This window comes from Gordonia sp. LUNF6 (genome assembly GCF_047041125.1).
In the GTDB taxonomy this organism is placed as follows: Bacteria; Actinomycetota; Actinomycetes; order Mycobacteriales; family Mycobacteriaceae; genus Gordonia; species Gordonia sihwensis.
On the sequence record NZ_CP178181.1, the window covers coordinates 3,905,485 to 3,920,532 of the forward strand.

12 protein-coding genes are annotated in these 15,048 nt (G+C 66.8%); 2 read left to right on the top strand and 10 right to left on the bottom strand.

The genetic code is table 11. The annotated features are described in order from the left end of the window. Positions 1–7: 7 nt before the first annotated feature. From ACK8HH_RS18365 to ACK8HH_RS18380, 4 genes are all read right to left on the bottom strand, one after another. Positions 8–1,528, bottom strand: coding sequence for an Hsp70 family protein (locus tag ACK8HH_RS18365; protein WP_039867584.1), 1,521 nt, complete (start codon positions 1,526–1,528; stop codon positions 8–10). Between the two features lie 42 nt (positions 1,529–1,570). Next, positions 1,571–2,686, bottom strand: a complete 1,116-nt coding sequence (locus ACK8HH_RS18370) for a DnaJ domain-containing protein (protein ID WP_006896713.1) — start codon at positions 2,684–2,686, stop codon at positions 1,571–1,573. Between the two features lie 116 nt (positions 2,687–2,802). After that, on the bottom strand, positions 2,803–3,825 hold the full coding sequence (locus tag ACK8HH_RS18375; protein ID WP_412475205.1) for an IS30 family transposase: 1,023 nt from the start codon (positions 3,823–3,825) through the stop codon (positions 2,803–2,805). Between the two features lie 556 nt (positions 3,826–4,381). Continuing rightward, positions 4,382–5,404 carry an IS30 family transposase gene (locus ACK8HH_RS18380; RefSeq protein WP_412475205.1) on the bottom strand — a complete coding sequence of 341 codons (1,023 nt, stop codon included), beginning with the start codon at positions 5,402–5,404 and terminating at the stop codon, positions 4,382–4,384. Between the two features lie 284 nt (positions 5,405–5,688). On the opposite strand from ACK8HH_RS18380, the gene ACK8HH_RS18385 reads away from it, so the two are divergent. Continuing rightward, positions 5,689–6,744 carry a DUF475 domain-containing protein gene (locus tag ACK8HH_RS18385; RefSeq protein WP_346074762.1) on the top strand — a complete coding sequence of 352 codons (1,056 nt, stop codon included), beginning with the start codon at positions 5,689–5,691 and terminating at the stop codon, positions 6,742–6,744. 58 nt (positions 6,745–6,802) lie between these two features. Beyond that, on the top strand, positions 6,803–8,002 hold the full coding sequence (locus ACK8HH_RS18390; protein ID WP_412475441.1) for a cation:proton antiporter: 1,200 nt from the start codon (positions 6,803–6,805) through the stop codon (positions 8,000–8,002). Positions 8,003–8,085: 83 nt separating this feature from the next. Here the strand turns inward: ACK8HH_RS18390 and ACK8HH_RS18395 are convergent, their stop codons facing one another. The 6 genes from ACK8HH_RS18395 to gndA form a co-directional block, all read right to left on the bottom strand. Continuing rightward, a complete protein-coding gene (locus ACK8HH_RS18395; protein ID WP_375003304.1) occupies positions 8,086–8,712 on the bottom strand; it encodes a helix-turn-helix transcriptional regulator in 627 nt (208 codons plus the stop codon). Between the two features lie 132 nt (positions 8,713–8,844). After that, positions 8,845–9,885, bottom strand: coding sequence for a hypothetical protein (locus ACK8HH_RS18400; protein WP_006896717.1), 1,041 nt, complete (start codon positions 9,883–9,885; stop codon positions 8,845–8,847). Beyond that, entirely contained in the window at positions 9,885–11,090 is a 1,206-nt protein-coding gene (locus ACK8HH_RS18405; RefSeq protein ID WP_006896718.1) for a sensor histidine kinase, read from the bottom strand. Before ACK8HH_RS18405 ends, ACK8HH_RS18400 begins: the two co-directional genes overlap by 1 nt. Continuing rightward, positions 11,087–11,734 carry a response regulator transcription factor gene (locus ACK8HH_RS18410; protein WP_006896719.1) on the bottom strand — a complete coding sequence of 216 codons (648 nt, stop codon included), beginning with the start codon at positions 11,732–11,734 and terminating at the stop codon, positions 11,087–11,089. The genes ACK8HH_RS18405 and ACK8HH_RS18410 overlap by 4 nt, the downstream gene beginning before the upstream one ends. 5 nt (positions 11,735–11,739) lie before the next feature. Further along, the gene (argG, locus tag ACK8HH_RS18415; RefSeq protein ID WP_006896720.1) at positions 11,740–13,155 is read right to left on the bottom strand and encodes an argininosuccinate synthase; all 1,416 of its coding nucleotides are present in this window, start codon (positions 13,153–13,155) and stop codon (positions 11,740–11,742) included. A gap of 322 nt (positions 13,156–13,477) precedes the next feature. Continuing rightward, the gene (gene gndA, locus ACK8HH_RS18420) at positions 13,478–14,926 is read right to left on the bottom strand and encodes an NADP-dependent phosphogluconate dehydrogenase (RefSeq protein ID WP_006896721.1); all 1,449 of its coding nucleotides are present in this window, start codon (positions 14,924–14,926) and stop codon (positions 13,478–13,480) included. Positions 14,927–15,048: the final 122 nt, after the last annotated feature.

A 15,048-nucleotide genomic window follows, 5' to 3' on the forward strand; every position in this document is an offset into this window, starting at 1 on the left:
TCTCCGATCATGTGAACTGCGCGGACGCGACCAACTCGCGCGCTTGCGCCATCCGCTTGGGATCCATCTCGCCGGGACGCTTCACTTCCATCTCGCCGAGGTTGATCCCTTCGGTCAGATCGATGACCTGGACGTGAATGATCCCGTCGATGTCCGCCGAGAAGATCACCCGCACGCCACTGCCCGCTGCACGGCCCGGCGGAACCTTCAGCATGCTCTCACCGAGACTCTTGACCTGCGCTTCAAGCACCCCGTCGACGTCATGCGACACGATCTGCAGCCTGATCTCCTGCTGATTCTCGACGGGTAGGCCGAAATCATGCTCCGCCTGAGCCGGAATGGACGTCTGCGGCGGGATCAACTGGGTGTAGGCAAGCTGTGAGGCGGCGTTGAGCGCCAGCACCCCGACACCTTGCGAGATGACATCTGAGAAGTCGATGCTGCCACCGGCCGGCATGTCCGGCGCCGCTCCGGCCCTGTCCGCCGACACCTTGTCGGCGACGATCGCCGCACCGAGCGCCACCGCCTGATCCGGGTGGACCGACTTGTCCGGAGTCTGACCGGTCAACCGTTCCACCAGATTCTGGACCATCGGCATACGAGTGGATCCGCCGACCAGAAGGACCTTGTCGATCGCCGAGTACGAGACCCCCGCCGTCTCGACCGATTCGTCGACCAGGAACTCCGTCGTCTTGAGCAGGAACGACGCCGCCGACTCGAACTCCTGCCGTGTCACCTGAACTTTCACGTTCTGACCCAGGGCCGAGATGAAGACGGTCGCCTTCTCCGCCTGCGACAACCGGCGCTTGGTGTCTTCGACGGCATCCATGACCTGCAGATACTGGTCGGTGGGAATCGGCTGACCGGTCTGCTCCTTGAACTTCTCGTTCACCACACCGAACAGGGCGTTGTTGAAGTCGAAACCACCGAGGTTGCGGTCGCCGAGCGAGGCCAGGACGGTGAAGTCATTGTTCTGGCAGCGCAGCACCGTGACGTCGAAAGTGCCGCCGCCGAGGTCGTAGACGAGGAGGGTTCCGGAGAATCCCGAACCGACTCCGAAGCTCAGAGCCGCTGCGGTCGGCTCGTTGATCAACTGCAGCACGGTGAGGCCGGCGATCTCCGCGGCCGTCCGCGTCGCGTTGCGGTGTTCGTCCTCGAAGTACGCGGGCACCGTGATGACCACGTCGGTGATCTCCTCGCCCAGGACGTTCTCGGCGCTGGCGACCAACTTGGTGAGGATCAGAGCGGACAGGTCCTCCGCGCGGTACTCGTTGTCGTTGCTGTCCGGAACGAAGACGAAGTCGGTGTTGCCCATCTGGCGCTTTATGAGCGACGCCACATCGCCTTCCGCCTTCGCCCGCATGTTCTCAGCGCAGACGCCGAGGGAGACCTCCTCGCCGTCGAAGTACAGCACCGACGGCGTCGTGTAGTCGCCGTCGTCGTTCCGGATCACCTCCGGCGCCCCAGCCTCGATGGCTGCCACCGCGGAGTACGTCGTCCCGAGGTCGATTCCAACGGCTCTACCCATGTCCATGAACCTTTCGTCGCAGTCGGTACCCAGCCGGCCAGGTCAGCCGATGTATCCCTGCAGGTAGCCCTTGCGCAGGTCGTCACGGTCGTTGGCCTTGTATCGCGGCACCCAGCAGGTGAAGTAGATGCCCGCACCGGCCGCGACAGCGAGGAGCACACCGATCACCGTGAGGCCGATGATCGCGCCGATGACGATGCACAGGATCGGGGAGGCGAGGATCAGCGCCTTCTGACCCCATCCGTCGCCGGGGACGCTGAAGACCTGCTCCTCGCTGGTATCGAGGAAGCGGCTGATCTTGTCCAGTTCCTTCGCCATCTCCGGATCTCGGTTGTGCGCCATCGCCTCGGCGATCAACGGTCGCATCTGCTCGATCTCGGACTTCGACGTGATCATGTACTGACCGCGCCCGTTGTATCGCGGGATGCTCTCCGCCTTGAGTGCGAGGAGGGTTGCGTAGTAGTCGAAGACGATCTGCGCGCCCTGGAAGCGCTGCAGGTGCTGCCGGATGAAGTCGAGCGCATCGTCGAGCTGCCCGTTGTCGGACATGACGTTGGCGACCGCCACCATGTACTGCGGCGCGGAAGGATCCAGCTGCATCGACACTTGGTATGCGTTGATCGCATCCTGGAACTGCGCCAACTTCTCGAAGATCATGCCCAGCTGGAAGTGGTACTCCGGGTTGTTGGCCTCGATGGTGGTCGCCTGGCGTGCCTCGTACAGAGCGTCCTGAAGGTTTCCCAGACCGGCATTGGCGCGAGAGCGGAGACCCCACGACTCCGCGCTGTTGCCGATCGAGTGAGTGGCCTCGCGAGCCGAGTACGCCGCAGAGTGGTAATCGCCTCGGCCGAGCTCCTCCCGCGCCCGAGCCACCCAGTCCGTGCCCTCGCCCGCCGCCTGCTGCGTCTGCGGCTGCGCGACGCCGGCGGTCTGCAGTTCGCGGTCATAGGCCGCGCGGCGCTGCGGATCGAGCAGCGTGTCGCTGGCCTCACGAAGCCGCGCCATCCACGTCTCCGCCTCCTGCCGAGTACTGAGGTCCGGAGAGTTCGTCGCTTTGCGCCACAACCGCAGTTTCGATTTCAAAGCCGCATTGATGGTGTCATCGTCGGCATCGCGCGCGATCTCGAGCACGGCATAGAAGTCAACACTGACTGCCATCAGGAAATTCTCCTCAAATTCGAGATACGACTTCCGGTTCGCATGGAGAATCCGGTAAATCAGATACGCGGTCGATGGTATTCGGCCATCCCAGACCGTGTCAGTCGTCGGCGGTGTCAACTCGTGGAAGCAACGTTGTCCTTCAGTAGGCGTTCGAAGACTTCCCGTGGAGTGTAGAAGCCCAGGCACTGCCGTGGCCGCTCGTTGAGCTCGCGGGCGATCGCTTCGAGGTACAGCTGATCGGATGGGATTTCGGTGCCCTTGGGCAGGTACTCGCGGATCAGGCCGTTGGTGTTCTCATTCGTCGGGCGTTCCCATGGCGAGCGGGGATGAGCGAAGTAGATCGGCAACTCGGCGGCCACGGTGACGCTGGCGTGCTCGGCCATCTCGGTGCCTTGATCCCACGTCAGGCCCTGTCGCATGAACTCCGGCAGTCCTCGCAGGTGATCGATCAGCACATCAGCAACGCCGGGTGCTTTCTTCCCGTCCGGCAGACCCAGGATCAGCGTGTACCGGCTGGTGCGCTCGACCAAGGTCACCGCCGCGGACTGGCCGGCCTTCCCGACGATCAGATCTCCTTCCCACCAGCCCGGCACCCGCCGATCGGCCGCGGTCTCGGGGCGGTCGTCGATGCTGACCATGCCCACGATCCGCGCCGACCGCTCACCGACTGACTTGCGGGGTTTACGCGCGGTGCGCTTGGACTGCAACAGGATGCCCTGAGCAGCCAACTCTCCCTTCGGAAGAGCATAAATCCACCGATAGATCGACTCGTGTGACACGCGGCGGCCCTGCGCGTTCGGTGAACCCGTCATGGGATCCACTGTGGGGTCTTGGGCCTCGAGCTTCAACCTCCCCGCGATCTGGCGCGGCGTCCGCGACCTGCGCAGGTCGGACCGTACCCGGTCGGCGAGCACCGAGTCAGCATCGATCGCCCTCGTCTGCGGACGGGCCCGCCGTGCGCGGGCGTGCTTGTCGGCGTGCACCACCTGATACGCGCCCGTCTTGGTGGCATTGCGTTTGATCTCGCGAGACACCACCGACTTGTCGCGCCCGATCTGCTCGGCGATCGCCGTGACCGTCATCCCCGCACGCCGTCCGACCGCGATCTCCGTCCGGTCCGCCACCGTCAACATCATCCGTCCCAGCCCCACCCAGGGTCTCCTACCGCGCTACCCGCAACCCCTCGTGGCCTGCAGTGTTGCTACGACGGTATGACACCGCCCTCCATTGCGAGTAACCGTTTCTGGTGGACCGAACCGCGTGTCCCATTTCTGGGGTCAGACGTTCAATCCAACTGCCAGGTAAAATGGGCGGGTGTAGACCATTCGGTCGACACCCGCCCATTCTTCCGATTCGTCAGTTCCCCGCGCCGCAGTGCGGACAGTTCACCGTGACCCGGTTCCACGACCGCTTACCCCAGAAAGCTCGGCTGCAACTCCGGCATCTGTGCGGTTCCGTGAAATCGCCTGACCGCGACGATGATCCAGTCTCTGCCATGGTCGTCAGCTCTTGGACGCAACCGAACAGCGCGGCAAGTTCTTGCACTGATGCACGCTCCGGTCGTTCACATTAGCCTCTTTGCAGTATGCACAACTGCAGTTGCACTGAGCCATTCTCAATTCTCCTTCTTCGGTGTCAGACAAGCATATTTTGAAAGCTCGGAAGATTGCGTCGGCCAAAGCAATGGCGGTGTCAACTCGTGGAAGCAACGTTGTCCTTCAGTAGGCGTTCGAAGACTTCCCGTGGAGTGTAGAAGCCCAGGCACTGCCGTGGCCGCTCGTTGAGCTCGCGGGCGATCGCTTCGAGGTACAGCTGATCGGATGGGATTTCGGTGCCCTTGGGCAGGTACTCGCGGATCAGGCCGTTGGTGTTCTCATTCGTCGGGCGTTCCCATGGCGAGCGGGGATGAGCGAAGTAGATCGGCAACTCGGCGGCCACGGTGACGCTGGCGTGCTCGGCCATCTCGGTGCCTTGATCCCACGTCAGGCCCTGTCGCATGAACTCCGGCAGTCCTCGCAGGTGATCGATCAGCACATCAGCAACGCCGGGTGCTTTCTTCCCGTCCGGCAGACCCAGGATCAGCGTGTACCGGCTGGTGCGCTCGACCAAGGTCACCGCCGCGGACTGGCCGGCCTTCCCGACGATCAGATCTCCTTCCCACCAGCCCGGCACCCGCCGATCGGCCGCGGTCTCGGGGCGGTCGTCGATGCTGACCATGCCCACGATCCGCGCCGACCGCTCACCGACTGACTTGCGGGGTTTACGCGCGGTGCGCTTGGACTGCAACAGGATGCCCTGAGCAGCCAACTCTCCCTTCGGAAGAGCATAAATCCACCGATAGATCGACTCGTGTGACACGCGGCGGCCCTGCGCGTTCGGTGAACCCGTCATGGGATCCACTGTGGGGTCTTGGGCCTCGAGCTTCAACCTCCCCGCGATCTGGCGCGGCGTCCGCGACCTGCGCAGGTCGGACCGTACCCGGTCGGCGAGCACCGAGTCAGCATCGATCGCCCTCGTCTGCGGACGGGCCCGCCGTGCGCGGGCGTGCTTGTCGGCGTGCACCACCTGATACGCGCCCGTCTTGGTGGCATTGCGTTTGATCTCGCGAGACACCACCGACTTGTCGCGCCCGATCTGCTCGGCGATCGCCGTGACCGTCATCCCCGCACGCCGTCCGACCGCGATCTCCGTCCGGTCCGCCACCGTCAACATCATCCGTCCCAGCCCCACCCAGGGTCTCCTACCGCGCTACCCGCAACCCCTCGTGGCCTGCAGTGTTGCTACGACGGTATGACACCGCCAATTAATTTCTTACCATGCATGCCATCGCGTGTCCGAGCCCGATTGCTGGACTGAGTGCCGCAAGTTTCATGAGTGCCTCCTGACTCGAACTGTCAGTCAGTTCCCGTTTCCCCACGGCCTGGCCGGCTCGCCTCCGGGAAGCGCCAGCGACGCCTCGCCCGGGTACCGTTGCCTGTCATGAAGGTTGGGATCCCCGCGTGACGCTTCGCATCTTCGGGATGTCGTTCGTCGTCTCGATCGCGGCGCTGGTCGCCGCGTTCCTGTACGGCGGTTCGACGGCCGTACTGCTCACCCTGGTCCTGGGTGTGCTGGAGGTCTCGCTCTCCTTCGACAACGCCGTCATCAATGCCACGGTCCTGCAGCGGATGAGCGACTTCTGGCAGCGGATGTTCCTCACGATCGGTGTCATCATCGCCGTGTTCGGCATGCGCCTGGCCTTCCCGCTGGGGATCGTCTGGCTCACCGCGGGCCTCGACCCGGTCGACGCGCTTCACCTCGCGCTCAACCCGCCGACGGACGGCTCGCCGACCTACGAGAGCATCGTGACCGCGGCGCACCCGCAGATCGCCTCGTTCGGCGGGATGTTCCTCCTCATGCTGTTCCTCGGGTTCCTGTTCGAGGACAAGGAGCTCACCTGGCTGTCGTGGATCGAGCGGCCCCTGCTGCGCATCGGCCGGCTCCGCGAGGCACCGGTGGTGGTGGCGTTGACGATCTTGGTGCTGGCGGCCACGCTCGTCGCGCCGGATCACGATACGTCGACGGTGATGGTTGCCGGCGTCCTCGGCGTGATCACCTACATCGTGGTCAACGGGCTCGGCCGTCTCTTCCACATCGAGACCGAGTCGGGGGACGGCCCGACCGCACTCGCCAAGGCGACGGGGCGCGCGGGCTTCTTCCTGTTCCTCTATCTGGAGGTGCTGGACGCGTCGTTCTCGTTCGACGGCGTGATCGGGGCCTTCGCCATCACGGCGGACCCGATCATCATCGCTCTGGGTCTGGGCCTCATCGGCGCGATGTTCGTGCGGTCGCTGACGATCTACCTCGTTCACCGGGGAACCCTGACTGAGTACGTCTTCCTCGAACACGGCGCCCACTGGGCGATCGGCGCGCTGGCGCTGCTTCTGCTGTACTCACTCGGCACCGAGGTCCCCGAGACGGTGACCGGTCTCATCGGCCTGGTGCTGATCCTCGCCTCCCTGGCGACCAGCATCGTGTACCGCCGACGGAACCACACCGAAGGTGTCCACATCTGAGACCACCGCAGACGCCGCACCGTCTCCGGCGCGTGTCACCGCGTTCTAGAATCAGCCGGTGAGCCCCACCGCGACCACCGTGCTCGTCGTTCCCCTCCTGGTCTTCGCAGCGCCGCTGCTGGCGAGATCGGTCTCTCGATGGGCGGCGATTCCGGTGGTCGTCTTCGAACTCGGCCTCGGCATCGTGGCCGGCCCCGCGCTGCTGGGCTGGGTCGGTGAATCGGAACTGTTCGGCCGGCTCTCCGACTTCGGTGTCAACCTGCTGTTCTTCATCGCAGGAACCGAGATCACCCGGTCGGCGGTTCGCGGACGCACGGCTCGGCGCGCCTGGCTCGGCTGGCTGATCAGCATCGCGGTCGGGATCGCGGCGGGCTTCGCTGTCTCACCCGGATTGGGCGCGGTGATCATCGGGATCAGTCTGGCGTCGACGGCTCTGGGAACCCTGCTGCCGATCCTCCGCGACTCCGGTGACCTCGCCACACCGTTCGGCGTCGCCGTCGGAGCGATCGGCGCCGCGGGCGAGTTCGGGCCGATCATCGCCATCTCGCTATTCCTCGGCGGCCGCTCGTTCGGTACGGCGAGCGTGGTGCTCTTGGTCTTCGGCGTCATCGCGGCGGCCGCCGTGATCCGGGCGCGCCGCACCTCTCATCGCCGCCTGCACGCCTTCGTCGAATCGACCCTGCACACGTCGGCGCAGTTCGCCGTCCGCACCGTGCTGGCCATTCTGGCCGTGATGATCTTCCTGACCGTCCAGCTCGGCATCGACATGCTGCTGGGCGCATTCACCGCGGGGATCGTCTGGAAGCTCCTCATCCGAGATGCCGACGAACAGACGCAGCGGTCGGTGGAGGCCAAGATCGACGCCGTCGCGTTCGGCTTCCTCGTCCCGATCTTCTTCGTCTACACGGGTGTGAAGTTCGATCTGCAGTCGCTGCTCGATCATCCGCTCGCCTTCGCCTGGATCCCCGTCGTCCTGGTGGCTCTGCTCCTGGTCCGCGGGCTGCCCTCGATGCTCGCCGCACCCGAGGGCGCCGGCCGCCGCGAGCGAATCGCCACCGGGCTCTACGGCGCCACCGGCCTTCCGATCATCGCGGTCGCCACCGACATCGGTGTCCGCCAAGACGTCTTGACCGGCACGCAGGCAGCGGTCCTCGTCGGCGCCGGCGTGCTGTCGGTGCTCCTGTTCCCGCTCGCCGCGAGCGCACTGCGCCCGGGGTCGGTCGAACGGAGTCCGGCGGCGTCGGTGGTCGAAGAGTGAGACGCCGCTAGTCGCGGGGGTGCCTGACGCCGCCCGTCGGTCATCGAGCCCGTCGGCTCTTCACTCCAGTCGAGGCCCGCCCCTCACGCCACCTCGACCGCGGACGCGGCCGGCTCCGATTCGGGAAGCACGCCGTCGAGCTGAATCCAACCGTCGGCGACCATCCGCAACAACAGGTGGGTCTTGTTCGCCACCGGCAGCCCGGCGTCGTCGTACCTGGCCGAGACGCGCCGATAGTGAGTGCGAACCGTGCTGGCGGCGACGAAATGCCGGGTCGCGGTCTCCTCGACGGTCGCACCCATCACATACGTGGTCAGGATCTCCCGTTCCCGCGCCGACATCGGAGTCCGGCCGGACGTCGGGCCCAGCGCTCTGGTCAGCAGGAGGTTAAGACGGTGGTCGATGTCTGGGCCTTCAGTGACATGATGAACGCCGGAGCGGATATCGGCCTTCTCGACCGTACCGCCGACGACGATGACGCGTCCGGCCATTGAGCGGCCGAACCGACGCAGCGCGAGACGATCGCCGGCTCCGACCACCACGACGCGCGTCGCCCCCGCCAGGAGTCCGGCCGTGTCGACAGCGACCACCGGATACCCGAACCGATTCATCCACACCATGAGCACTTCCCGCTGCCACGGATTCTCACTCCACACCCCGACCGACTGGCCTGTCCCCGACTGCCGCGCCACTGCCCCGGAGCCCGTCATTCTCCTCGCCTCCTCGCCGATGTCCCGCCGCCATGCCTTCCCTTCGGACGGTATGGCGACATCGGCGCACGAGAAAGACCCCAATTCCTCTGTCCTCCTAAGAGGCGACAGAGGTCAGGCCTGCTCCCGGGGTCAGTCGCTGCCGACCAGACGACCTTCGCCGTCGTACTCCTCGCGGACGACGACGTCGCCGGCGACCTGCAGAACAGTCGCCACCACGCGACGCCGCGGCGGCAGGATGCGAATCGTGACGGTCCCCGCACGAGCCGCGGCGAGCGCGGTGACGGCACCGCCGATCACCCGCTCGCGGACGTCATCGTCCGCACCGACGAGCCCGTGATCGTCGAGCAAGATCACCTCCACCCCTCGACGTCGTGCCTGCCGCGCCGCGTCGGCAACACTGCGGACGTCGAATGTCGGCGCCCGCAGCGAATCACGCAACCGCGCCTCGACCAGACTGCACTCATCGCGTTCGTCCGCCGAGAGCGGCGCCGCGTCGACGAGCCGCTCGAGCAAGGGGCGCGCTTGGTCGTCGAGTCGGCCGAGTTGCCGGTCGCGTTCGTCGAGGACCGCGCGCCGCGCGGCCTCCGCAGCCGCGGCCTCGGTGCCGGCCCCCTGCATCAGAAAGATCTCGCGCGCCGCCGGCCGGATCGTGATGGCGAAGAAGGACGACATCACAAGCGGCGCCAGGTTGATCAGCGAGATCGAGATCCCGTACCCGGCGCCTTCGCCGATGCCGACGGCCCACAGTGCGGTCGCGCCGATCGCCACCAGCATCGAGAGCCACGCGACGCCTGTGCGGCCGCGTACACAGAGGTAGGTGCACAGCGCCGTTGTCGCCGACAAAGGCCAGAAGGTCAGGATGCGCACCCCTGGATCGTCGACCACCAGCAGCACCGACACCGTGGCCACCGGGCCGGCGGCGGCGACGACTGCCGTCACCGACCGCCGTAACGGATCTCCCGGCACCTGGATCAGTGCGACTGCCGCAGCGCTCGTCACCCCCCAGGCGACGATCTCCGCCAGCCATCCGGCCACCCCGCTCCCTGCGGGGCGCGTCATCACTCCCACCAGCGCAAACGTTCCGATGAAGACCGCCACGAGCGCCTTCGCGGCGGCGGTCCGCAGGCCCATCAGATCACCGATATCACCGCCGGCCGGAAGTTGCTCCATCAGCGTGTCCATCCCAGTCGGACGGTGGTTCCGGCGCCGGGCGACGACTCGATGGCGGTCGAACCTCCCGGGACCCGGTCCATCCGGGCCCGGATGCTGACCGCGATGCCGAGTCGATGGGCCGATACCGCACCCGGGTCGAAACCGACGCCGTCGTCGGTCGCCGCGATCCTGATCGAATCGGCGTCCACTCGGCCACGCACGGTGCACCGCGCATCGGCCCCGGCGTGTCGGCGACTGTTGCGCAGGGCTTCGGCCAGTGCCGCGCTCACCGCACGCACCGCCTCGCTCGGCAGCTCCGCCTGTGCGGCATCAGAATCGGCAGCGGGTGCGTCGACGGCGAACTCCGCCCTCGGGTCTGCCTCGGTAGTGGTCGCACGCAGGTGCACCACGGCGGCCTCGAGGCCGAACGGACGGTCGGTGGGCAGTCCCGAACGGATCTCGTCGAGTTCGGCGAGGGTGGCGGCCGCCAGCCGCGGCACGTGCTCCTGCGCCCCGCCCCGGGAGGCGGTCAGCAGGGTGGACATCACGCTGTCGTGAATCAGCGCGTCGAAGCGTTCGCGTTCGGTGTCGCGGGCCCGCTCGGCTGCGGCGGTCGCGGCCGCCGCATGGGCACGATCGGTGGTCTCGTCCAGAATCCTCCCGGTGCGCAGCGCCATCACGGCCGCACCGACGAATAAGCTGCAGAACATGATTGCGAAGGCGATCTCGGGAGCGAGCTGTCCCGGATCCACTTCGCCGCGGATCACGAAGTTGATGAGCTGCACGCAGACGCAGCCGAACACCATGTGCGCAAAGGCCGCCCAGGCCGGCCACGCCAGCACCGCGGCGATGCTGGCGAGCCCGGGAAACGCCGCCAGCCATACGCCGTCGCCGGCCGGGACGGTGGTGCCGTCCCAGGCGATCGGCCAGGTGAGGACCGCGACGAAGAAGCTGAGGGCGGCGACGGCCGCCGTCGCCCGCGTCCAGCGCGGCACGCCGATCAGAGCGGTCACTCCCAGCGTCAGGCCGGGGACGAAGACGATCGCGCACATCGCCGGCGTCCACCAGGAGCTCATCAGCGGTGCGAGCTGGAGGATCGCCGGCAACAGGAGGATCAAGTACCCCACGTAACCGACCGCCGCGAACAACGCGAACATCCGCCTGATCCGGTCCAGGTTGTCGTGCCGCCGCTCGGGAGCGGCGTATCTGACGGCGCCGCTCACTGGTCGCGCTCGGGGATCGGCAGCAGTCCGTCCTCGACGGCCCGCTGATAGAGATCCACCTTGGTGCCTGCGGGCCGACCGGCTGCGGCGTACTTCGCCCGGATCCGCGCGACGTAGTCGTTGACCGTCTCCGTCGACAACCCCAGCATGCGCCCCACCCGGTCGGCCTTCTCCCCCGAGGCGTACAGCGAGAGCACCTCCTGCTGCCGAGGACTCAGGCCGGTGGCATCGAGGTCGGGGTCGCCGTCGACGGCCGCCGCCCACTCGGTGGTGATGACCGGGTTGCCCTCCGCAGCCGTGGCGATCGCCTCGACGACCCGCTCCACCCGGGCGGATTTACGCACGATGCCGAGCACCCCCGCCTTCGCCGCCAGACGGACCAGGTACGGGTTCTCCGCACCGGTGTAGACAAGGACCGATAGACCCGCGTCGTGCAAGGCCTCGATGTTGGCCGTCGGCGACGACCCGTCGGCCAGCCGCAGATCCAGCAGCACCAGGTCCAGGCAGACCTGCTGCGCGAGCAGCCCTTCGACGGTGTCCGACGACGCCATCAGCGACAGGCCGACGTGGCCGTCGAGCATCGCCCGGACCCCCAGCACCATCGACTCGTGATCTTCGACGATCCCGATCCGTTTGGCGGCCATGAGCGCTAGTCGACGCCGGAATCGATCGCCGCGCGGTCGAGCGACTCGGATGCCGCGTCCTCCGGCTGGCCGCCGGCGATCGCCTGCGCACCGCCCGCGGACAGCTCGCCGACCAGGTCTGCGGTCGCGCCACCGACGATGCCGAGCTGCGCGTACTGCTCCAGGCGCGCACGCGAATCGGCGATGTCGAGGTTGCGCATGGTGAGCTGGCCGATGCGGTCGGACGGACCGAACGCGGCGTCGCCGACGCGCTCCATCGACAGCTTGTCCGGGTGGTACGAAAGGCCGGGTCCGGTGGTGTTGAGGAAGTGGTAGTCGTCGCCGCGGCGCAGTCGGACGGTCACCTCGCCGGTGATGGCCGAGCCCACCCAGCGCACCAGCGACTCACGCAGCATGAGCGCCTGCGAGTCCATCCACCGGCCCTCGTACATGAGGCGACCCAGGCGACGGCCCTCGTTGTGGTAGTTCGCGACCGTGTCCTCGTTGTGGATCGCGTTCACCAAACGCTCGTAGCCGATGTGCAGCAGTGCCATGCCCGGTGCCTCGTAGATACCGCGCGACTTGGCCTCGATGATGCGGTTCTCGATCTGATCCGAGACGCCCAGCCCGTGGCGGCCGCCGATCTCGTTGGCCTTCAGGACGAGAGCGACGGCGTCGTCGAAGACCTCGCCGTTGATGGCGACCGGGCGGCCCTGCTCGTATCGGATGGAGACGTCCTCGGTGGCGACCTCGACGTCGTCCCGCCATGCGGCGACGCCCATGATCGGCTCCACCACGTCGAGACCGTGGTCGAGGTGCTCGAGGGTCTTGGCCTCGTGGGTGGCGCCCCAGATGTTGGCGTCGGTGGAGTACGCCTTCTCCTGGGAGTCGCGGTACGGCAGATCGCGTTCGGTCAGCCACTGGCTCATCTCGTGGCGGCCGCCGAGCTCCTCCACGAACTGGGTGTCGAGCCACGGCTTGTAGATCCGCAGGTTCGGGTTCGCCATCAGTCCGTAGCGGTAGAACCGCTCGATGTCGTTGCCCTTGTAGGTGGAGCCGTCGCCCCAGATGTCGACGCCGTCCTCCTTCATGGCGCGGACCAGGAGCATTCCGGTCACCACGCGGCCGAGCGGCGTGGTGTTGAAGTACGTCTTGCCGGAGGTGCGGATGTGGAAGGCACCGCACTGCAGTGCGACGAGGCCCTCCTCCACGAGCGCGGCGCGGCAGTCCACCAGGCGCGAGATCTCCGCACCGTACTGACCCGCGCGGCCGGGCACCGAAGCGATGTCCGGCTCATCGGCCTGGCCGAGGTCGGCGGTGTAAGTGCAAGGGATAGCGCCCTTTTCGCGCATCCATGCAACGGCGACGGAGGTGTCCAGACCACCCGAGAACGCGATTCCGACGCGCTCTCCCTTCGGCAACGAGCTCAGCACTTTCGACATATGTCCAGCTTAAACAGTACTTCGGCCGCAGTCACAACCCGGTCCCCTCCGGTGGTCGAGGCAAGCGCAGCGATTCGAAAACCGCTAGAACGAGCTGGGATCGGCGCCCCGGGTGATCCGCCGGCAGGCGAAGCTGTCGCGATGACCTGTCCACCGTTGATGCGCAGGATCGCTTGTGGGCGGTCTGAGACAACGAACGGGATGTGGGCATAGCGCACCGGCAGCACGCATACCGAGACCGCTGTGCCAAGTTCAGGACGCAGACGGGCCTTCGAGGGAACATTGCCCTCGAAGGCCCGTCTAGTGACTGATCTTGGAAGCGCTACGCCTCGACCTCGCTGCGATCACCGCTCCAGAGCGTGTGGAACGAGCCGGGCTTGTCGACGCGCAGGTAGGTGTGCGCACCGAAGTAATCCCGCAGCCCCTGGGTCAGAGCGGCCGGCAGCCGCTCGGCCCGCAGCGCGTCGTAGTACGACAGCGACGACGCGAAGGCCGGCACCGGGACACCCATCGCAGTCGCGGTGACGATGACCCGCCGCCAGCTCTCCACCGAGTCCTCGACCGCGTCGCGGAAGTACGGAGCCAGCAGCAGCGCGGGAAGCTCCGGATTCTCGGCGTAGGCCTCCCGGATGCGGTCCAGGAACTTGGCCCGGATGATGCATCCTCCACGCCAGATGGTGGCGAGCTTGCCCGGATCCACGCTCCAGCCGTACTCGGCGCTTCCCGCCGCGATCTGGTCGAAGCCCTGCGAGTACGCCACGACCTTCGACGCGTACAGCGCCTTCCGGATGTCTTCGACGAAAGCCGCCTTGTCGGCCGGGGCCTGCGCGCCGGTGGTGCCCGCGACGAGCCCTCGCGCGCTCTCGCGCTGGGACGTCGAACTCGAGAGGGCGCGCGCGAAGACGGCTTCGGCGATGCCGGTGGTCGGGATGCCGAGGTCGAGTGCCGACTTCACCGTCCAGCGGCCGGTGCCCTTCTGGCCCGCGGCGTCGACGATCACGTCGACGAGCGGCTTGCCGGTCTCGGCGTCCACCTGCGACAGCACCTCGGCGGTGATCTCGATCAGGTAGCTGTCGAGGGTGCCGGTGTTCCATTCGCGGAACACGTCGGCGATCTCGGCGACCTCCATGCCGAGCACGTTGCGCATGAGGTCGTACGCCTCGCCGATGAGCTGCATGTCGGCGTACTCGATGCCGTTGTGCACCATCTTGACGAAGTGGCCCGAACCGTCGGGACCGATGTGCGTGCAGCACGGGACGCCGTCGACGTGCGCCGAGATCGATTCCAGCAGCGGACCGAGCGACTCGTACGACTCGGCGGGTCCGCCGGGCATGATCGAGGGACCGTTGAGAGCGCCCTCCTCGCCGCCGGAGATGCCCGCGCCGACGAAGTTCAGGTTCCGCGCGGCCATCGCCGCCTCGCGGCGGATCGTGTCGGTGTACAGCGAGTTACCACCGTCGATGATGATGTCGCCGGGCTCCATCAGGTTCGCGAGTTCTTCGATCACGGCGTCGGTCGGGTCGCCGGCCTTGACCATGATGAGGACGCGGCGCGGCCGCTCGAGCGCGCCGACGAACTCCTCCATGGTCTCCGTGCGGATGAAATCGCCCTCGTCGCCGTGCGCCTCGATGAGCGCATCGGTCTTCGCGATGCTGCGGTTGTGCAGCGCGACGGTGTGCCCGTGCCGCGCGAAGTTGCGGGCGATGTTGGAGCCCATCACCGCGAGCCCGGTGACGCCGATCTGCGCCAGACGCTGTCCTGTTTCGACCATGAAGTTCCTTCTCTGTCTCCCGGTCGCGCCGTGCGGCGACCCGGCAATTCCACCACTCTCAGTACTACCGTCCCGATTGTCTCAGCATTCGTCGAACCGCAGGAGTCGGGACGCGCACGGAC